Below are 19,769 nucleotides of genomic sequence, written 5' to 3'. Positions count from 1 at the left end.
AACGCTCCGGCACCGGCTCCTTGGAGCGGTCACAGCCGGGACCCACCATCACACCGGCATAGTCTGTGGCCCATGGGTAAGCAGTTTCCCGGGATCACCCCCAAGATCGGCGCCTTCATCGAGGCCCAGCACCTGTTCTTCGTCGCGACGGCCGCGCGTGACGGGCGGGTCAACGTGTCACCGAAGGGACTGGACTCGCTGCGGGTCGTCGGCCCGAACCGGGTGGTGTGGGTCAACGCGGTGGGCAGCGGCAACGAGACCGCCGCGCACCTGCTGGACACCCCGCGGATGACGCTGATGTTCTGCTCGTTCGACGCCAAGCCCCAGATCCTGCGCCTCTACGGGACGGCGCGTGCTGTGCACCGCGGCGAGGACGGCTGGGATGAGCTGCTCGAGCTATTCCCCGAGTTCGTGGGGGCTCGCAATGTATTCGACGTCGCCGTCGAGATGGCGCAGACGTCGTGCGGGTTCGGGGTGCCGCTGATGGACTTCCGCGCCGACCGCGACACCATGGGCGACTGGCTGGTGAAGAAGGGCGACGACGGCCTGCGCGAGTACGAGCGTCGCAACAACCTGGTCAGCCTCGACGGCCTCCCGACGGGCCTCCCCGTCGCCTGAGTCACCGGCGAGGCCCTTCGTCTGCCCGAGCGGCCGATTCGTCGGCTGACTGCGGCCGGAGAGGGCGCGCTTGTCAGGTCACCGGAGGTTTCGACCCGGCACGCCCCGCGCAGCGGCAGCCCTCAACACACTCCGGAATCCCCGGTGAACCCACGGTCAGGACCATTAGGCTGGCCCGACGGCTCAGGCGGGGCCGGGGCAGGGAACTCGATGAACGGCACTCTCGCATGAAACGGCCCCGCATCGCCGTGCTCGGCGCGGGCATCATGGGCTCCTGCGTGGCGCTCAACCTCGCGCGTTTCGGGGCGGATGTGACGCTCATCGATCGCAACCGGCGCCCGATGGAGGAGGCGAGCCGGTACAACGAGGGCAAGATCCACCTCGGCTACCTGTACGGGGCCGATGCGTCGCTGCGGACGGCGGAGCACATCCTCCCCGGCGGGTTGGCCTTCACCCCTCTGCTGTCACAGCTCCTGGAGTGTGACGTGGCCGACCATGCCACGACCACCGATGACATCTACCTGGTCGACAGGGACTCGGTCGTCGCCCCGGAGGCGTTGGCCGCCCGCTTCGACGCGGTGTCGCGCCTGGTCAGGGAGCACCCGGACGCCTCGAGCTACCTGGCCGACGTGTCCGGCGCGACCACGCCCCGCCTGACGCGGGCCGAACTCGATTCGATCGCCTCGGAGCGGATCGCCGCCGGGTTCAGGGTGCCGGAGCGCTCGGTGGAGACCCGGTGGGTCGCGGACACTCTGGCGGCGGCTGTCGCCGCGGAGGACCGCATCCATGTCCTCGGCGAGACGGTCGTCCAGGCCGTGACACCCGGGTCAGACGGTGGGGCCACGGTCCGCTGCGAGGGTGGGCCCACCGAGCGGTTCGACACAGTGGTCAACGCCCTGTGGGGCGGGCGTCTGAAGATCGACCTGACCGCAGGCCTGCAGGTGCCGCGGTCATGGACGCATCGGGTCCGGTGGTGCCTCTTCGTCCGGACGCGGTTCCCGGTCGACGTGCCGAGCGCGATTGTCTCCGTCGGGCCCTTCGGCGACGTGAAGAACTACAACGGGCGCGACTTCTACCTCTCCTGGTACCCCGTGGGCCTCGTCGCTCAGGGCACCGGGATCGAGCTGGAGGCGCCTGCGTTGCCCACGGGGAGCGCCCGGAGCAGGTTCATCGCCGAGGTGCGCGAGGGCCTGGGCGCCGCGCTGCCCCGGATCGGTGAGGTCCTCGAGGCGGCGGAGTCGATCACCGTGGCAGGCGGACATGTCTTCGCCGAAGGACGTGGCGCCATCGGTGACGCTCGCTCGGACCTGCATCGCCGGGACCGGTTCGGAGTGACCAGGACGGGGTCCTACCTGTCGGTGGACACCGGCAAGTACTCGACGGCGCCATGGATGGCCCGCGGCGTGGCCCTCGACATCATGGCCGTCTCATGATCCAGCCCGCCCCGGGCGTCGGAGAGGGCCGTCCGCTGGTGACGGCTCTGGTTCCGACATACAACGGCGCCGCCTTCATCCAGCGGACGCTGGACAGCCTGTCAGCACAGACCTGGCCGAACCTGGAGATACTCATCGGCGACGACAACTCGACCGACGAGACGCTACGGATCGTGGAGGACTTCTCCTCGTCCCGCGTCGACACCCGCGTCGTGGCGCGGACGGCGAACCTGGGCTGGCTCGCCAACAGCAACGACCTGATGGCCCGCGCATCGGGCGAGTTCATGTTCTTCGCCTTCCACGACGACGCCATCGCCCCGACGTACGTCGAGCGGCTTGTCACCGCCCTGATCGACGACCCGGACGCCGTCCTGGCCTTCAGCGACATGACGGTGACACAGGTCGACGGCTCGCAGCGCGAGCACGTGTTCGACGCGCTGGACGACGCGGGCTCCGCCACTGCCCGTGGCACCACCATGGCGATGCGGCCCCCGAACTGGTGGGTGCCGAACCGGGGTGTGTTCCGTAGCTCTGCCTTCCGTCGCATCGGCGGGATCCACCGCAACGCGTGCGGCGAGTACTCGGCCGACTGGACCTGGCTGCTGCACATGGCGCTGCTGGGCAGATTCGTGCGGGTTCCCGAGACTCTGTGCAGCAAGTACTACACCCGGGGCAGCCTGAGCAAGACGTGGGCCCACGATGACGTCCACCGGGACGCCCTGCTCCGCGCCGGCATCGCGGAGGTCAGGGGAAGCTCCGTCGGCGCCATCCCGAAACTGGCCGTGCTGACCCGGTTGCTGGGGAGCTTGCACGGCACGCCGTGGATGCGCGCCGTCGCGAGGCGCGTGTTCCGCATGCCGTGACACCCGGCGAGGGTCAGTGGCCGGGGATGTCGCGGCGACCGAACCTCCACAGCCCGAATGCCACCAGCCCCACCGCGACCACGGTCTGAACCACGACGGGCGCCAGCGCGAACTCCTCGCCCGGCATCGCAGGCGTGTGTTCGAAGGGCGAGATCTGGCGCGCCCACACGGGGATCTGCAGCATCTCGCCGAAGATGTCGATGAGTGCCCCCAGCACCACCGGGATCCAGGCGAAGACCATCAGCCGGGGCGCGACCGCGTGCAGCGCCACCGCCAAGCCGAGCACCATGAGGATCGCCGGGATGCCGGCGGCGGATGCCGCGACCGCCTCGCCCACGAGGGAGTAGTCGCCGTCGACCCCCGCGGCCAACGTCCCCGACAGGGCTGCGGTCAGCACCACCAACCCGGAGCAGACCAGGGCCACCACGAGCAGGTGCCCCGCCATCCAGGCGGCCGGCCGGACGTGGGTGGCGAGCACCGGCTCGGCCAGGCCGCCCACCTCTTCCCCCACGACCTTCTGCCAGGCGATGACCGCGAAGATCGCCACCATGATCCGGAACATGGTCACGGTCAGGGTGACGTAGCCCTCGAGCGCGGCGTCGGATCCGCCCATGAGCTGCTGGAAGATGTCGGGCAGCTCGCTGAACGCCTCCACCATCGCCGGCGCGAACGAGCCGTACATCGCCGACGCCAGCGACAGGGCGACCGCCCACGCCACCGCCTGCGTGCGGTGCAGCCGCCAGGCCAGAGTCAGCGGGCTGCGGAGCCACGCGGCCGCGGTCGGCCGCCCGCGACGAGGCTGCACGAGCCCGGCGCCGAGGTCACGGCGTGCGGCCATCGTGAAGCCGACCACGAGCAGAGCCGCCGCGACAGCGAGCATCAGGCCGACCGGCCACCAGCGGTCGTCGTGGAAGGCCCTCGTCTGCTGCGCCCAGGCCAGCGGCGACAACCACGACAGCCAGGTGCCGTACTGATCCGGGGTGGCCATCATGTCGCCCAGGCCGCGGATCACCCAGGAGGCGGCCAGCACCGCCCCGGCCATCCCGCTGGCCCCGCCGGAGAACGCGCTGACCTGGGCGGTCACCGTCGCGACTCCCGCGAACACCAGCCCGACGCCGGCCGTCGCGGCACCCAGCAGCAGCGACGACGACGCGTCGCCGCCGAACCCGATCAGCCCCGCGGCCACGAGGCCGCCCACCGCGACATTGGCCACCAACGCCAGAAGGAGCGCCGACGTCAGAGGAGCCAGACGCCCCACGACGCTCGCGCGCACCAGTTCGGCGCGACCCGTCTGCTCCTCGAGCCGCGTGTGCCGCGACACCAGCAGGATGTTCATCAGCGCCACGAAGATCAGCAGGTACAGCCAGTAGACGCTGGCGAAGATGATCTGATGCGTGAGGCCCTCCGGTGCCACCCCCCGCACGCCGTAGCCAGGGCCCGTGAACAGGGTGAGGGTCGGGTTGGCCAGCAGCAGCGCGATGGGCGCCAGGTCCTCGGGGGTGGCGAAGATCACCCGGTAGGCCGACATCATGTACGGCACGAACGCGGCCAGGGCGAGCACCCAGATGGAGAGTTTGACGCGGTCGCGGCGGGCGGCGAACCGCAGCAGCGGTCCGGTTGCGGTGAGGGTCTGGCTCATCGGGGGCTCGACTCGCCGTAGTGGCGCAGCAGCATCTGCTCCAGCGTGGGCGGGTGCGCGATGACGGACCTCAACCCCGCGTCGGTCAGCCGCGACATCACCGCCCCGATCTGCTCGCCGTCGACCTCCATGGTGAGCCGGTGGTCGTCGGTGGTCAGGTGGTGGACACCGGCCATGGCGGCCAAGCCGTTGACGGGGCCCTCCAGCGTGGCCTGGATCGTGGTGCGACGGAGGTGCCGCATGGCGTCGAGGGTGCCGGTCTCGACGATGGCGCCGTCGCGGATGATGGAGATCCGGTGCGCGAGGGCCTCCACCTGGCCGAGGATGTGGCTGCTGAGCAGCACCGTCGCCCCGCGGGCGATGAGCCCGCGCACCTCGTCCTGGAACACGGCCTCCATCAGGGGGTCCAGGCCTGAGGTGGGCTCGTCGAGGATGAACAGCTCCGCGCGGCTGGCCAGCGCGGCGACGAGGGCGACCTTCTGCCGGTTGCCCTTGGAGTAGGTGCGGGCCTTCTTGGCGCGGTCGAGGTCGAAGCGCGCGCAGAGCTCGGTGATGCGGGCGGGGTCGCCGTCGCCGCGGAGCCGGGTGAGCACGTCGATGGCCTCGCCGCCGGTGAGCTGCGGCCAGAGCTCGACGTCGCCGGGCACGTAGGCGATGCGACGGTGGAGCTCGACGGCGTCGCGGACGGGGTGCCCGCCGAGGACGGTGGCCTCGCCGGAGTCCGGCCGGATGAGGCCGAGCAGGATGCGCAGCGTGGTGGTCTTGCCGGCACCGTTGGGGCCGAGGAAGCCGTGCACCTCGCCCGGCTCGACGGTGAGGTTGAGGCGGTTGAGGGCGACGGTGCGGCCGAAGGTCTTGGTCAGGTCGCGGGTGTCGATGGCGTGGGTCATGGGTGTGCCTTGAAGGGAGAAGTGGTGGGGACGGGATCAGGGACGGGGCGGCGGGTCGGGGTCCGTGACGCCGTCGGCGGGGATCCGCTCGGGCGCGGCGAAGGCGGCCTGGACCTGGCGCAGCATGGTGTCGTCGGCGAAGAGGCCGTGGGTGAACAGCTCGGTGGAGGCCAGCGAGTAGCGGGGGAGGACCGCGGGGTCGAGGAGGTGGGTGCCGCCCAGATGCCGCGACACCTGCGCCTCGAGCACCGTCGCGCCAAGGCTCAGCGAAACGAGCAGCGCGACGGTGGCGTCGAGGTCCGTTGGCTCGCGCATGATGCCGGCGGGCACGCCGACGGTGAACATGTCGCGGGTGAGCGCGCACATGGCCTCGAAGAGGCGGTCCGCGCCGTCGCCGCCCTCGGTGATGGAGGCGGCGATGTAGCCGAAGAACGGCTGGAACTCGCCCTGGGCGCGGAACACGGCTGCGGTGGCGTCGGTGCCGGAGACGGCGGCGGTCTTGGTCTCGGTGAGGCGGGCCATCATCCACTCATCGCACGCCCGGCGGAGGCCGTCCTTGCTGCCGAAGTGGTGGATGACGAGCGCGGGTGAGACGGCGGCGGACTCGGCGATCTGCCGCACGGTGGTGCCCTTGATGCCCTGCTGCCCGAACAGCCGCAGGGCGGCGTCGCGGATGCGGGCGTGCGCCTGGAGGTCGTCGGCTGAACCCATGTTCAGTAGTCTGAACGCTTGTTCAGTCGGTGTCAAGGGCGACGCGCCGCCGCTGAGGAGGTGCGCCCTAACCGCCGGCTGAGGTGCCGCCTACTGCTGGCTGAGGTGCCGCCTACTGCTGGCTGAGGTGTCGCCTTAACTGCTGGCTGAGGTGCCGCGTAGCGGCCTCGAAGCCTAGAAAACGTGAGCGGACAAGGCCCGTTTCTTAGGCTTCGAGGCTCGTCGCTGCGCTCCTCGCACCTCAGCCAGCGGGGGGAAGGACGCGCTGCGCTCCTCGCACCTCAGCCAGCGAGAGGGAAGGCGCGCTTCGCCCCTCGCGTCACTGCTGGCTGAGGTGTCGCCTTAACCGCTGGCTGAGGTGCCGCGTAGCGGCCTCGAAGCCTAGAAAACGTGAGCTGACAAGGCACGTTTCGTAGGCTTCGAGGCTCGTCGCTGCGCTCCTCGCACCTCAGCCAGCGGGGGTGGGCGCGCTTCGCTCCTCGCACCTCGGCCAGCGGACAGGGGCGCGCCTCACCTCAGCCGGAGATCACTCCTCGTCGAGGTCGCTTTCGATCAGGGACGCGATCGCGGCGTTGGCGTCCTCGTCGTCGGACTCGACGATGAGCCTGGCGCCCTTCTCCGCGCCCAGTTTCGCGATCTCCATCTGCGACGTGGCGTCGAACGCTTGCGTCCCGATGCCCTCGAAGCGGAGCGTCATGGGGATGCCGAGCTCGGCGACGGCGTCGGCGATGATCGACGCGGGGCGGGCCCGCAGCCCGATGGCCGATCCGACGGTGGCGGTGGTGTGCGGCATGGCTGTCTCCTTCACTGGATGGACGGTGGGGCGGGGGCGGCGTCGTCGCCGCGGCCGCCTGGAACAGGGCCGTCCTACCTCCGAGGATAGGCCCCTCGGGCCGGTCCCGGGCGTGCGGCGAGGTGGTGGCCTGCGGCTCCAGTTGACGCGGTTCGTCATGTTCAACGCGCCGATCATGCGGATGGGTCTGAAAGCGTCACTGCCAGGACCAGTGAGTGTGAGGAATGCCAACGGCATTCTGTGGTCTTTGTAAGGTGAGCCGTAGCTGGGCGCCTCCCGGGCCTCGCGTAGGCTGCCAGCCGAGTGACGTTGAACGGACGGGGGAGGCATGAGCCGGCGCGGACTGGTGGATGAGGCCATCCAGGGCATCCTCGACCGCGTCGTCGACGGCGAGTTCCCAGCCGGCAGCGCCCTCCCGCCGGAGGCGGATCTCGCCGCGCTGCTTGAGGTGAGCCGCCCGACGATGCGCGAGGCCGTCCGATCACTGAGCGACCGGGGCGTGTTGCGTGTGGTCCACGGCCGCGGCACGTTCGTCGCACCCCGGGAGGAGTGGCGGGACCTGCCCACGCTGATCGGAGTGCTCGCCCGCACCACCCCGTCGCGCGACCTAGGGCTTCAGCTCATCCAGGTGCGGCGGATGCTCGAGGTGGGCGCGGCCGGGCTGGCCGCGGAGCACCGCAGCGGCGACGACGTGGCCCGGATGCGGGACCTCCTGGACCGCTACGACGCGGCGGGGGAGCGGGACGACGTCGACGAGGTGGCGCAGCTGGACATCGCGTTCCACGAGGCCATCCTCGCGGCCTCCGGCAACCCGTTCCTGGCCGCGATCATGCAGCCGTTGGCCGAGGCGCTGTCGGCGTCGAGGCGGACGACGGCGGCGCTGGTGGAGGTGCGGTCGCGGGCCCAGGAGCACCACCGTCGGATCGCGGAGAGGATCGCGGCGGGGGACACGGCCGGCGCGAAGGACGCGATGCGCGCCCACATGACGCAGACCCACGACGACATCGCGGCCCTCTAGGCGGATCGCTTCCGCTGGGTTCGACGCGGGCGCGCGTCGCTTCGCTCCTTACGGCCCGGCTCAACCAGCGGGGGCGCGGCCGCAAAGGCCCGCGTACCTGTTGCGTCGACCCACTCGGTGTGTCATTCTTTGCTTAGACCTCTGAGGTCTGAGCACAAAGGAGTGACATGACAGTGGAACTGTCCGATCTGTTGACCGACCGCCCCGCCCTCGTGCCCATCACGGCCGAGGCCGTGGTCGAGGCCCGCCGCGACGCCGGCGACCACACCATCTACGTCGTCCTCGACGACGACCCAACCGGCACGCAGTCCGTCGCGGACCTTCCCGTGCTCACCGCCTGGGACGTCGACGACTTCCGCTGGGCGTTCGCCACTGGCAAGCCCGCCGTCTACGTGATGACCAACTCGCGCTCGCTGGCCCCGGCCGACGCCGAGCGCGTCAACCGCGAGGTCGTCGCCGCGGCGCTCGAGGCCGCCGGCGACACGCCCGTCGCCTTCGTCTCCCGGTCCGACTCGACGCTGCGCGGCCACTTCCCCCTCGAGCCGATGACCATCGCCGAGGAGATCCGCGCCGCCACCGGGCACGGGGTCGACGGCATCGTCGTGGTCCCCGCCTTCGGCGACGCGGGCCGCATCACCGTCGGCGGCGTCCACTACGCGGGCTCGCGCGCCGCCGGCTTCACGCCCGTCGGCGACACCGAGTTCGCTCGCGACGCCACCTTCGGCTACCGCTCCTCCCGCCTCGCGGACTGGGTGCAGGAGAAGACCGGCGGCTCCGTCAAGGCCGACGACGTCCTCCAGATCGACCTCACCGTCCTCCGCACGGACCGCGCCCGCACCGTCGAGATCCTCCGCTCCGCCGCCGACGCCCGCGTGATCGTCGTCGACATCGTCGAGGAGGAGGACCTGCGCCTCCTCGCGCTGGCGCTCATCGAAGCCGAGGCCGCCGGATCGCGCTTCGTCTACCGAGTGGGCCCGCCGTTCTGCCGCGCCCGGATCGGCCAGGCCGTGCGCCCGCCGGTGACGGTCGACGAGATCCGCGCCTCCCGCGGCGACCACAAGCTGGCCAAGGGTGGGCTGATCATGGTGGGCAGCCACGTGGACCTCACCACCCGCCAGCTCACCCACCTGCGCGAGCAGCAGCACCCGCTGGAGCTCGAGATCGAGGTGGCCAAGGTCACCGATCCGTCCCTCCGCGACACTCATGTCTCCGACATCGCCGCCCGCGCCGCTGAGGCGCTGAACGACGGCAACGTCGTCGTGCGTACCTCCCGCACGCTGGTCACAGGTGCCGACGGCGACGAGTCGCTCACCATCTCCCGCCAGGTCTCGGCCGCCGTCGTCGAGGTGGTCCAGCGGGTGCTGGCCGCCAACCCGCCGCGGTTCGTGGTGGCCAAGGGCGGCATCACCTCCTCCGACGTGGCCACCCGGGGCCTCGGCTTCCGCCACGCCAACGTCATCGGCCCGATGCTGCCCGGCATCGTGTCGCTGTGGTCGGGCCAGGACGGCCCCGCCGCAGGCATCCCCTACGTCGTCTTCGCGGGAAACGTCGGCGCCGCCGACTCCCTGGCCGCCGTCGTCGACACCCTCACCCAAGCCTGACCACCCCCGAAAGGACCCTCACTTCCATGAACATCGCCGTTCTCGGACTCGGCGCCATGGGCCTGCCCATGGCCACCTGGCTAGGCCAGTCGTTCCCCGTCACCGCCTTCGACATCGCGGAGGCGCGCGTCCAGCTCGCCACCGACGCCGGCATCACCTGCCGCGCCTCCGCCCGCGAGGCCTGCGATGGCGCGGACATCGTGCTCGTCGCCGTCCGCAACCAGGCCCAGCTGGAGGAGCTCCTCTACGGCGAGGCCGGCATCGTCCCGGCCCTCGGCCGCGGCGCCGCGATCATCCTCACCTCCACCGTCGGCATCCAGGCCGTCGAGGCCGTGGCCGCCCGCCTGGCCGACGACGGCATCGGCCTGGCCGACGCCCCCGTCTCCGGGGGCCCCGCCCGCGCCGGCAAGGGCGACCTGCTGGTCACCGTCGGCGCCTACCCCGACGTCTACGAGCACTGCCTCCCAGTGCTGGAGGCCATGGCCTCGAACCTGGTGTGGGTGGGGGAGGCCCCCGGCAAGGGGCAGTGCATGAAGACCGTCAACCAGCTCCTGTGCGGCGTGCACATCGCGGCCGCCGGCGAGGCGCTGGCCCTGGCCGGCGAGCTCGGCCTGGACCAGGCCAAGGCCCTCGACGCGCTGATGTCGGGCGCCGCCGCGTCCTTCATGCTGGGCGACCGCGGCCCCCGCGCCATCCAGGCCTACGACGGCGAGGCCGCCGAGGTGAAGTCCCGCCTGGACATCTTCGTCAAGGACATGGGCATCGTCACCGCCGCCGCGAGGTCCGTCGGCATGCCGGTCCCCGTCGCCGCCGCCGCCGAGCAGCTCTACCTCCAGGGCCTGGCCAACGGGCAGGGCGCCATGGACGACTCGTCGGTCATCCGCCTCGTCACGCCGAAGAAGGGCTGACCCGTGGGAGCCGCAAGCCTGCTGGGCATCGCCGTCGGCGCGATCGTCCTCCTGCTGATCCTGGTGATCCGGATCAAGATGTCCGCGTTCGTCGCGCTGCTGCTGGTGGCGTTCGGCACGGCGCTGGCCACCGGGATCGCGCTGACCGACGTGGTGCCCACCATGACCGAGGGCATGGGCAAGACCCTGTCCAGCGTGATGATCGTCGTCGGGCTGGGCGCCATGCTCGGCCGCCTCATCGAGGTGTCCGGCGGCGCCGACGCCCTGGCAGAGAAGTTCTCCGCCGTCCTGGGCCCGAAGCGGGTCGTCGCCGCGGTCACCGCCGCCGCCTTCGTGCTCGGCATCCCGGTGTTCTTCGACGTGGGCTTCATCATCCTGGCGCCCATCGTGTTCGGGTTCGCCCGCGTGGCGAAGCTCAACCCGCTGGTCCTCGGCCTCCCCGTGGCCGGCGCGATGCTCACCGTCCACGTGGCGCTGCCCCCGCACCCCGGCCCGGTCGCGGCCGCTGGGATCACCGGCGCCGACGTCGGCATGATGCTGCTCATCGGCCTGCCCATCGCTGCGGTCACGGCCGTCGTCGGGTACTTCGCGGCGAAGCTGTTCAAGGCGAACAAATACCAGCTGCTGGAGTCCCCGGCCACGAAGTCGGCCGTCATCCACGACGAGGCCGTCGACGGCCCCAAGCGCGTCCTGGGCGCCGGCACCGTGCTGGCCCTCATCCTGCTGCCGATCCTGCAGATCATGGTGGGTACCGTCGGCAACATGACGCTCGAGGAGGGCTCCGCCGCGCGCGGGCTGGCCGGCATGATCGGCTCGTCGCCGATCGCGCTGCTGACCGCCGTCGTCGTCGGCTACCTCGTCGTGGGGCACAACCAGAAGTGGTCGCTGGAGAAGCGTGGCTCGGTGCTCGACTCGGCACTGCCTGATGTCGCGGTGATCGTGTTCGTCACCGGCGCGGGCGGCGTGTTCGCCAACGTGCTGGTCACCTCGGGCATCGGCGCGGCGTTCTCCGAGGCGCTGATCGCCATCAACATGCCGATCATCCTGGCCGGGTTCCTCATCTCGCTGGCGCTGCGCGCGTCGCAGGGCTCCGCGACCGTGGCCATCCTCACCGCCGCCGGTCTGCTCGCCCAGCCCATCCTCGACGCGGGGTACAACCCCACGCAGATGACGCTGGTCACGCTGGCCATCGCGTTCGGCGGCCTGGGGCTGAGCCACATCAACGACTCCGGCTTCTGGATCGTCACCAAGTACCTCGGCCTCAGCGTCAAGGACGGCCTGAAGACGTGGACGGTGCTGTCGACCATCCTGGGCGTGGTCGGGTTCCTCATCACGTGGGGGGTGTTCGCTCTGGTGTCCTAGAGCGGATCGACCGACTAGGGGGCCGCGTGTGGGTGCGCGGCCCCCTCGTCGTGTCTGGGCGCGCCGCGACGGAAAGATGGTGCTCGCAGAGTGGCGGTTCTGGGCGCGTAGTCGGCACCAGATCCGCCACTGAGGATCCCGGGGTGCGGCGCGTCCCCCTCGAGTGGTCGCCGCCGAGGCGCTCGCGCTTCCGGCTAGTCCTCGATGACGTCCAGGCCCTGCTCCCGGAGTTGGGCGAGGTGGTCCAGCATCCCCTTGAGCACCTCGGGGTCGTGGCCCTCCCAGTGCTCGAGCTCTCCGACCACGCGCAGCGGGTGCCGGGTGCGGTAGGACTGCGTGGGGTTGCCGGGGAACCGCTTGTTGGTCACGTTGGGGTCGTCCTCGAACGGGCCCGTGGGCTGCACGACGTAGACGTGCCCGCGCTCGGCGCTTCCTGCCAGTGACGTGGCGAGTTCGGCCCCCCACACGGCCGTCTCCACCAACGCGGAGAAGTAGATGTTGTTCGACACGCGGCCTTGGTGGTAGTTCGAGCCGTAGCCCGGAACGAGCTCGGTGCCGGCCTCCAGCGCAGACCTCGTGCCGTGGTAGAACGGCCCCTGGACGTGAGCGCAGCTCTCGAAGGTGACCGGAATGTGGGCTCCTGGGTCTTTGCTTGCGGTCATCTCGCTCCTTCGCGTCGTGCAGACGAGTCTGCCATTCTCCGTTCGGTGAACGTGGTGCCGGCATCCGCGCCGATGCCGGATCGCGGGCTAGCGTCGGATCGTGCACGTCTCCCTCCGCCCCTACCGCGACACCGACGCCGAGCCCACCTGGCAGGTCTTCCACGCGGCGGTGCGTGTCACCGCCGCGGCGGACTACACGCCCGAGCAGTTGGCGGCCTGGTCGCCCGATGAGGTGGACCTCGAGGCGTGGGGCCGACGCCGGGCGGATGCTTGGACGATGGTCGCGGTGGCGGGGGAGCGCGTGGTGGGGTTCAGCGACCTCACCGACGACGGCGTCCTCGACATGCTGTTCGTCCACCCGGACGCCGGCGGGCAGGGGGTGGCGAGGATGCTCGTCGAGGCCGTCCTGGATGAGGCCCGACGGCGGGGTCTCACCCGCGTGGTGACCCACGCCAGCCGGACCGCGAGGCCGGCGTTCGAGCGGTTCGGCTTCGTCGTCGACAGGGAGAACCCGGACAACTTGACGAGGGGAGTGCGGGTCCCCAACTTCGACATGCACCTCGATCTCCCGGCGGAACCGCGCTGACAAGGCGGGGCGGGCCTGATTCGTCGGGGCGAGCTGCAATGCTGGGGCCTGTGAGCAGCAGCGATGTGCCCGAGGGCTTCTACGACGCGCTGATCACGCGGGCGCTGCGCCGCCAGATCGACCACTCCACGCTTCACCCCACTACGGCGTCCATCGAGTCGGCGGAGCTTCCCGCGATCCTCGCCGAGCATGTGGGGCGAGTCGCCAGGGGCGCCTTCTCCTCGCTGGCCGAGCCGGCCCGCCGCGAGGCGTTGGAGCAGGTGCTCGCCGGCCTGGGCGCCGACGACGACCGCGTCGACGGCGAGCCCACCCGGCTCCTGTCGCTGCTTCGCCCTCCAGCTCCGGGCCAGCCCGCGCGCTACCTCGGCGCCCCCGAGACCCCGCTCTCGCAGCCCGCCCTCCTCACCAACGCCCGGGGCGAGCCGACGATGGGCAGCGAGATCGCGTCTGAGCTCGGTTCGGCAGACCGAGTCGAGTTGCTCTGCGCGTTCATCAAGTGGCACGGCATCCGCACGCTCGAGAGGCAGCTGAGCAGCCTGCACGAGCGCGGGATCCCCTTCCGGGTGATCACGTCCACCTACCTGGGATCCACGGAGCGAGCCGCGCTTGACCGCCTGATCGAGCAGTTCGGGGCCGAGGTTCGGATCAGCTACGAGACCTCGCGCACCAGGCTGCACGCCAAGGCGTGGCGCTTCTACCGCGACACCGGCTTCGACACCGCCTACGTCGGCTCGTCCAACCTCACCAGCACGGCGATGCTGGACGGGGTCGAGTGGAACGTGCGGCTCACCTCCACCTCCACCCCGGACCTCCTGCGCAAGTTCACCGCCACCTTCGAGAGCTACTGGAACGATCCGGCCTTCGAGCCTTACACAACCGCCGACGGCGAACGGCTCGAGCGCGCTTTGGCGCAGGCGTCGGGGAAGTCCCGCCAGACCGCGGCGCTGGCCGTCTCGGGGCTCGAGGTCAGGCCGTGGCCTCATCAGGAGCGGATCCTCGAGGCGCTCGAGGTCGAGCGCGAGGTGCACGGGCGCCATCGCAACCTCGTCGTCGCGGCCACGGGCACCGGCAAGACCGTGGTGGCCGCGCTGGACTATCAGCGCCTCGCTGCTGCCCGCGGCTCGCGGCCGAGCCTGCTGTTCGTGGCTCACCGCCAAGAGATCTTGCTGCAGGCCCAGCACACCTACCGCGAGGTGCTGGCCGACGGCGGGTTCGGCGAGCTGCTCGTCGGCGGGCTGCGGCCCACGCATTGGCGGCATGTCTTCGCGTCGGTGCAGTCCCTCAACGCGGAGTCCGTGGCGGCGATGAACCGCGACGGGTTCGACGTGGTGGTCATCGACGAGTTCCACCACGCCGAGGCCTCCAGCTACCGGCGCATCCTCGACCACTTCGAGCCCCAGGAACTGCTCGGGCTCACCGCCACCCCGGAGCGCGCGGACGGGGTCGACGTCCGCAGCTTCTTCGGCAATCGCGCCGCCTACGAACTGCGCCTGTGGGACGCGCTCAGTGCGGACCTGCTCAGCCCCTTCCATTACTTCGGCATCGCCGACACGACGGATCTCAGCGCGGTCGATTTCCGCCGCGGGCGCTATGACATCGGCCAGCTCTCGGGCATCTTCACCGGCAACGACGCCCGCGCCCGCGTCGTCGTGCAGGAGCTGAGGCGCAAGCTGGCCGATCCGGGGGCCATGCGGGCGCTGGGGTTCTGCGTCGACGTGGCCCATGCCCGCTACATGTCCGAGGTGTTCAACTCCGCCGGCCTCCCAGCAATGGCGGTGCACGGGGACACTCCGGGTGAAGAGCGGGCGGCGGCGGTGTCGCGGCTGACGCGCCGCGAGCTGGTGGTGCTGTTCACCGCGGACCTCTTCAACGAGGGCGTCGACATCCCGGACGTCGACACCGTGCTCTTCCTTCGGCCCACCGAGAGCGCCACCGTCTTCCTCCAGCAGTTGGGCCGTGGCCTGCGGCGCACCGCAGACAAGCCAGTGCTGACGGTGCTCGACTTCGTGGGCCACCACCGCAAGGACTTCAACCTGGCGCAGCGGTACCGCGCCATCACGGGCGGCTCACGCCGCGAGCTGCAGACGCAAGTGGAGCGGGGGTTCCCCTATCTTCCGGCCGGGTCGCAGATCGTGCTCGACGACGTGACTCAGGCCCAGGTGCTGAGCAACATCAAGGCGCAGATCGCCACGAGGTGGAAGCACTTCCTGGCTGAGATGCGCGCCGTCGGCGACGTGGACCTCGCAACCTTTCTCGCCGAGAGCGGTGCAGAACTCAGCGACCTCCTCGGCAAGGGGTCATTCACGCGCCTACGCCGCGAGGCCGGCCTCCCCACATTGGCCGGTGGCCCCTTCGAGGAGGCGTTGCTCAAGCGGCTCAAGGCTCTGGCCCACGTCGACGACCGCAGCCGGCACGACGCGTACCTTCAGCTCCTCTCCGACGGCGCACCGGGCTACGACTCACTCTCGCCGGCCGACCGTCGGTGGGCCGACATGCTCTTCTTCTCGCTGTGGCCGGACGGGGGTGGCTTCGCGAGTGTCGCGGATGGTTTTGTCGCGCTCCGGGGAGAGCCGGCGTTTCGCGAGGAGGCACGGCAGACGCTCGGGTGGGCGCTCGACCGGGCTGAGCACGTCGCCAGACCCCTAGCCGGGCGCCTTCGCGGTACGCCCTTGAGGTCTCACGCCCACTACTCGCGGGAGGAGCTCATGGCGGCGCTCGGGCACGCCACGCTGACCCGTTCGCCCCGACACATGCGCGAGGGCGTGTTCTACAACCGTGAGCTCGACGTCGACACGCTGCTGGTGACGCTCATGAAGTCGGAAGCGCACTTCTCGCCCACGACGATGTACCGGGACTACGCGATCAACGCGTCGCTGTTCCACTGGGAGTCGCAGTCGGGCACCTCGGTGTCGTCGCCCACGGGTCAGCGCTACGTGACCCAGCGGTCGAACGGTTCAGAGGTGCTGCTGTACGTGCGGGGGAGCAAGGTGTGGGAGTTCGGGGGAGGCGCCCCGTACCTGTTGCTGGGAGATGCCGACTACGTCGAGCACCGGGGAGAGCGGCCGATTGCCGTGACCTGGAAGCTGAGGCGGGAGATGCCGCCGCAGGTCTTGCGGGAGTCGCGGGCGGTGAGCTGATCCTGGCGGTGGTGGTCTGACGAGCGCCTGTCTCGCTGGCTGAGGTGCGAGGAGCGCCAGCGGGGAGGGGCCGAGGCAAGACGCCAGCGGCGCCGGCAGGCCGAGCACGTTCAGGGTGGGGAAGCGCCAAGGACCTTGCAGGCCCTCATTCCGGTGACATGCGCTGCGGTCGGGGCAGAATGGCCGACGTGACGAAGCGAGAACTGGTGGGCATGGTCCTGGCGGCCGGCGAGGGCCGTCGGCTTCGCCCACTCACCGACCTGCGGCCCAAACCGCTGTGCCCGGTGGCCAACCGCCCCCTCCTGGACTGGGCACTCGACCGCATCCGCCCCTACGTCTCCCGCACCGCGGTGAACGCGCACCACCTGGCCGATCAGATCGACTCCCACCTCCGGGGCAGCGGCGTCACGGTGTCGCATGAACCTGCCCTGCTCGGCAGCGCCGGCGCGCTGGGACACCTGTCCGGATGGATCGGGGAGGCAGACGTGCTCCTGCACAACGCCGATAGTTGGCTGACCGACGACCTGTCGGAGCTCATGGCCGGCTGGTCCGGCGAGTTCCCGCGGCTCCTCGTCACGGAGGCCGGCGACGGGCCCGCGGACTTCGGTCACTGGCGCTACGTCGGCGTCAGCCTGCTGCCGCATCGCTTCGTCGAGGGCCTGCCGAATCGGTTCGCGGGGCTGTATCCCCTGGTGTGGGGACCGGCCCACGAGCGCGGCGAACTCGAGTTCGTCCGATTGCGCGGTGACGTCGTCGACTGCGGGACGCCGGCCGATTACGTGCGGGCGAACCTGGTGGCCAACGGGGGCCGGAGTGTCGTGGGCGACGGGGCCGTGGTCGAAGGCGTTCTGATCGACAGTGTGGTCTGGCCCGGCTGCACGGTCGGGGCCGACGAGGTGTTGCGTCAGGCCAGCCGCGCCGACGGTGGGCTCACGGTCGACTGCCGAGAGGCGAAGTTGGGCGCGCGTCCGTCAGGGTGACGCGGAAGAGCCCGGCCTTCACGAAGGACCGCACCATCTTGACGAGTATCTAGGGAGAGTGACCTTGTCAGGTTGCGTTTCTTAGGCTTCGAGGCCGCTGCGCGGCACCTCAGCCAGCGGGGAGGGGTCGTCGAGGCTGTTCCGCGGCACCTCAGCCAGCGGGGAGGGGTCGTTCCGAGGCTGTTCCGCGGCGCTACGGCCAGCGGGGAGGGGTCGCTTCCAGAGCCTCCGCCGGTCAGCTCAACGGGGTCCAGTGGGCGGAAACAGGAGAGGCCGGGGGAACTCCGCGGCTCCGTGCGGCCGCCGACCCGAATCTCACTCACAAGAACCACTGAGGGCCCGCCGATACGTCGACGGGCCCTCAGGTGATCGGGGTGTGGATCAGTCGGTCAGCTCGAGGCCGGCCGCGTCGCGGTGCCACTGCTCGCCGGGCTTGGAGATGAGGATGAAGATGCCCTCGACCAGGCCCCAGATGGCGGAGACCCAGGAGAGGAAGCCGACGGACAGCACCGTGATGAGGAGCTGGATGACGGCCTTCTTGGTGAAGCCGAGGTAGAAGTTGTGGATGCCCAGGCCGCCGAGGAGGATGCCGAGGATGCCGGCGACGATCTTGGACTTCTGACCCACCTGGCCGCCGGCGGCGAACTGCGGCTGGCCCTGGTAGGGGGCGCCGTAGGGCTGCTGCTGGCCGTACTGGGGCTCGGGGGTGGGCTGGCCGTACTGCGGCTGGTCGCCGGCAGGCTGGCCGTAGGGCTGCTGCGGATCCTGAGGGGGCTGCGTCATGGAACGGTCCTTTGTAGGTGTGACTGGCGCCCGAGGGGCGTCGCGCACAAGATAGCGCAGTCGTGGGTCAGCTTGGTGACTGCGCTCGCGGGCCTCCGCAGGCCCTGGACCTGAAGAGGAGTTTGGCGGTTAGCGTGCGTCACCGCACTCCGAGGCGCCGCCCGCGCACTCGGGGGGCGACATCTCGCATGGGCACGGTGCTCGCCGATGGGGGGAGGGTCCTGGCGGGTACGGCGCGCGGGCTTGGAGCGCCGCGAGACGAAAGGGCGTGCCGGCTCCGGCAGGTTCGGGGTGTGTGGTCACTTCACCCGCGGCTTGAATCCGCTCGTGGCTTGGGCCCAGACCGGGCCTGCCGCTCCGCGCTTCCGCACCAATCGATGTGGAGCCCAGGCGACTATCGCGTGAGGGGTACACCAGAGTTAGCATCCGCTCAGGTGACAGATCTGCCAGCGGCTGACCGTGACCAACGTCAGACGCGAAGAACACCGCCCGAAAGGAGGCTGCAATGTCCAAGAGGTTGTTGTGCCGGATCGGACGGCATAGGTTCCTCACCCGTCACAACATCGAGGACGGGAAGCCAACCCACCAGGAGTGCGCGCGCTGCGGGAAGCGACGGTACTACGGGTTCGAGGAGGGAGATCAGGCGCGGCAAGTCTTCTTGAGCGGAGGCTGGTAGCAGATGATCGGCAGGACGGGACTGGTGTTCGTGCCCCGTCCTCAAGTGGCCATGGGCTCAGCAACGGAGTGAGATCACCAGCGGTCGTGCACGTGCTCCCGGATGTACTCGTTGTAGATGGCTTCGCAAGCGGCCAGTTGGTCGTCGGTCAGCGGCGGCAGTGATCCGGCCGCGGCGTTCGCCTTCGCCTGCTCGGGACGGCTCGCGCCCGGGATGACGACGGAGACGCCCGGCTGGTCGACGACCCAGCGCAGCGCGAACTGGGCCGGGGTCACGCCGTCGGGCACGATCGCCGCGAACTCGCGCGCCGCCGCGACACCCACGTCGTACGGCACGCCGCTGAACGTCTCGCCCTGGTCGAACGCCTCACCCTGTCGGTTGTACGTGCGGTGGTCCTCGACGGCGAACGTCGTCGACTCCGTGAAGCGCCCCGTCAGGAGGCCGCTGGCCAGCGGCACGCGCGCGATGATGCCGACGCCCGCCTCGAGCGCGGCCGGCAGCACCTTCTCCAGGGGCTTGCGGCGGAACACGTTGAGGATGATCTGGACGCTCGCCACCCCGGGGCGGGCCATCGCGGTGAGAGCCTCGTCGACCGTCTCCACGGACACGCCGTAGTGGCGGATGCGGCCCTCCTGGACCATCTCGTCGAGCGCGTCGTAGACAGAATCGTCGGAGTAGACGGGCGTGGGCGGGCAGTGCAGCTGGATGAGGTCGATGGTGTCGACGCCCAGCAGCGTGCGCGAACGGTCGTTCCAGGCGCGGAGGTTCTCGCGCGTGAACTGCTCGGGGGCGTGCGGGGAGGCGCGCCGGCCGAGCTTGGTGGCCACCATGATGTCGTCGCGGCGCTCCTTGAGGAAGCGGCCGACGAGCTCCTCGCTGTGACCGTCGCCGTAGACGTCGGCGGTGTCGAAGAACGTGACGCCCTCGTCGGCCGCGGTGTGGAGGACCGCCATGGCGGCGTCGTCGCTCACCGACCCCCAATCCCCGCCGAACTGCCAGCAACCCTGGCCGATCACACCGACCTCGCGGCCCGTCCTACCCAATGTTGACTTCTGCATGCCTCCACCTTGGCACAGCCGGTCGACGGCGGTGGCATGGTCGGCCCTGTA

Annotated in this window: 17 protein-coding genes; 10 read left to right on the top strand and 7 right to left on the bottom strand. The window is 70.4% G+C overall.

Features of this window, described 5'->3' with window-relative positions:
- Positions 1-72: 72 nt before the first annotated feature.
- Genes ACX1D3_RS02670 through ACX1D3_RS02660 form a run of 3 tightly spaced genes read left to right on the top strand, consistent with a single transcriptional unit; the run spans position 73 to position 2,914 of the window.
- Complete coding sequence (locus ACX1D3_RS02670; RefSeq protein WP_458995440.1) at positions 73-618, top strand: pyridoxamine 5'-phosphate oxidase family protein; 546 nt, start codon at positions 73-75, stop codon at positions 616-618.
- Positions 519-2,051: an FAD-dependent oxidoreductase gene (locus ACX1D3_RS02665; RefSeq protein ID WP_458996472.1), complete on the top strand. Its 1,533-nt coding sequence runs from the start codon at positions 519-521 to the stop codon at positions 2,049-2,051. The genes ACX1D3_RS02670 and ACX1D3_RS02665 overlap by 100 nt, the downstream gene beginning before the upstream one ends.
- The gene (locus ACX1D3_RS02660) at positions 2,048-2,914 is read left to right on the top strand and encodes a glycosyltransferase family 2 protein (protein ID WP_458995439.1); all 867 of its coding nucleotides are present in this window, start codon (positions 2,048-2,050) and stop codon (positions 2,912-2,914) included. Before ACX1D3_RS02665 ends, ACX1D3_RS02660 begins: the two co-directional genes overlap by 4 nt.
- A gap of 13 nt (positions 2,915-2,927) precedes the next feature.
- Here the strand turns inward: ACX1D3_RS02660 and ACX1D3_RS02655 are convergent, their stop codons facing one another.
- The 4 genes from ACX1D3_RS02655 to ACX1D3_RS02640 all read right to left on the bottom strand — a co-directional run bounded on the left by ACX1D3_RS02655 (position 2,928) and on the right by ACX1D3_RS02640 (position 6,947).
- A complete protein-coding gene (locus tag ACX1D3_RS02655; RefSeq protein ID WP_458995438.1) occupies positions 2,928-4,553 on the bottom strand; it encodes an ABC transporter permease in 1,626 nt (541 codons plus the stop codon).
- Entirely contained in the window at positions 4,550-5,443 is an 894-nt protein-coding gene (locus ACX1D3_RS02650) for an ABC transporter ATP-binding protein (protein WP_458995437.1), read from the bottom strand. The genes ACX1D3_RS02655 and ACX1D3_RS02650 overlap by 4 nt, the downstream gene beginning before the upstream one ends.
- Positions 5,444-5,479: 36 nt before the next feature.
- Positions 5,480-6,154, bottom strand: coding sequence for a TetR/AcrR family transcriptional regulator (locus ACX1D3_RS02645; protein ID WP_458995436.1), 675 nt, complete (start codon positions 6,152-6,154; stop codon positions 5,480-5,482).
- A gap of 526 nt (positions 6,155-6,680) precedes the next feature.
- Positions 6,681-6,947, bottom strand: a complete 267-nt coding sequence (locus ACX1D3_RS02640; protein WP_458995435.1) for an HPr family phosphocarrier protein — start codon at positions 6,945-6,947, stop codon at positions 6,681-6,683.
- A 328-nt stretch (positions 6,948-7,275) separates the two neighbouring features.
- Between ACX1D3_RS02640 and ACX1D3_RS02635 the strand changes: the two genes are divergently transcribed.
- From ACX1D3_RS02635 to ACX1D3_RS02620, 4 genes are all read left to right on the top strand, one after another.
- Positions 7,276-7,965 carry a FadR/GntR family transcriptional regulator gene (locus ACX1D3_RS02635; protein ID WP_458995434.1) on the top strand — a complete coding sequence of 230 codons (690 nt, stop codon included), beginning with the start codon at positions 7,276-7,278 and terminating at the stop codon, positions 7,963-7,965.
- A gap of 167 nt (positions 7,966-8,132) precedes the next feature.
- Complete coding sequence (locus ACX1D3_RS02630) at positions 8,133-9,566, top strand: four-carbon acid sugar kinase family protein (protein ID WP_458995433.1); 1,434 nt, start codon at positions 8,133-8,135, stop codon at positions 9,564-9,566.
- 26 nt (positions 9,567-9,592) lie between these two features.
- Complete coding sequence (locus ACX1D3_RS02625; RefSeq protein WP_458995432.1) at positions 9,593-10,474, top strand: NAD(P)-dependent oxidoreductase; 882 nt, start codon at positions 9,593-9,595, stop codon at positions 10,472-10,474.
- 3 nt (positions 10,475-10,477) lie between these two features.
- Positions 10,478-11,836, top strand: a complete 1,359-nt coding sequence (locus ACX1D3_RS02620; RefSeq protein WP_458995431.1) for a GntP family transporter — start codon at positions 10,478-10,480, stop codon at positions 11,834-11,836.
- Positions 11,837-12,030: 194 nt separating this feature from the next.
- On the opposite strand, the gene arr is transcribed toward ACX1D3_RS02620, so the two are convergent.
- Positions 12,031-12,498, bottom strand: coding sequence for an NAD(+)--rifampin ADP-ribosyltransferase (gene arr / locus ACX1D3_RS02615; RefSeq protein ID WP_458995430.1), 468 nt, complete (start codon positions 12,496-12,498; stop codon positions 12,031-12,033).
- A gap of 100 nt (positions 12,499-12,598) precedes the next feature.
- On the opposite strand from arr, the gene ACX1D3_RS02610 reads away from it, so the two are divergent.
- The 3 genes from ACX1D3_RS02610 (at position 12,599) to ACX1D3_RS02600 (ending at position 17,201) form a co-directional block, all read left to right on the top strand.
- Complete coding sequence (locus ACX1D3_RS02610; RefSeq protein WP_458995429.1) at positions 12,599-13,084, top strand: GNAT family N-acetyltransferase; 486 nt, start codon at positions 12,599-12,601, stop codon at positions 13,082-13,084.
- Positions 13,085-13,134: 50 nt separating this feature from the next.
- A complete protein-coding gene (locus ACX1D3_RS02605) occupies positions 13,135-16,221 on the top strand; it encodes a DEAD/DEAH box helicase (RefSeq protein ID WP_458995428.1) in 3,087 nt (1,028 codons plus the stop codon).
- 188 nt (positions 16,222-16,409) lie between these two features.
- On the top strand, positions 16,410-17,201 hold the full coding sequence (locus ACX1D3_RS02600; RefSeq protein ID WP_458995427.1) for an NTP transferase domain-containing protein: 792 nt from the start codon (positions 16,410-16,412) through the stop codon (positions 17,199-17,201).
- A 381-nt stretch (positions 17,202-17,582) separates the two neighbouring features.
- Here ACX1D3_RS02600 and ACX1D3_RS02595 read toward each other — a convergent pair whose 3' ends face one another.
- On the bottom strand, positions 17,583-17,984 hold the full coding sequence (locus tag ACX1D3_RS02595; RefSeq protein WP_458995426.1) for an NINE protein: 402 nt from the start codon (positions 17,982-17,984) through the stop codon (positions 17,583-17,585).
- Positions 17,985-18,734: 750 nt separating this feature from the next.
- Positions 18,735-19,718, bottom strand: a complete 984-nt coding sequence (locus ACX1D3_RS02590) for an aldo/keto reductase (RefSeq protein ID WP_458995425.1) — start codon at positions 19,716-19,718, stop codon at positions 18,735-18,737.
- Positions 19,719-19,769 lie beyond the last annotated feature (51 nt).

It is taken from the genome of Tessaracoccus yangjingae, from assembly GCF_054483935.1.
Note: the sequence above shows the minus strand (reverse complement) of the source record. Positions and strands in the feature narration are given on the sequence as shown.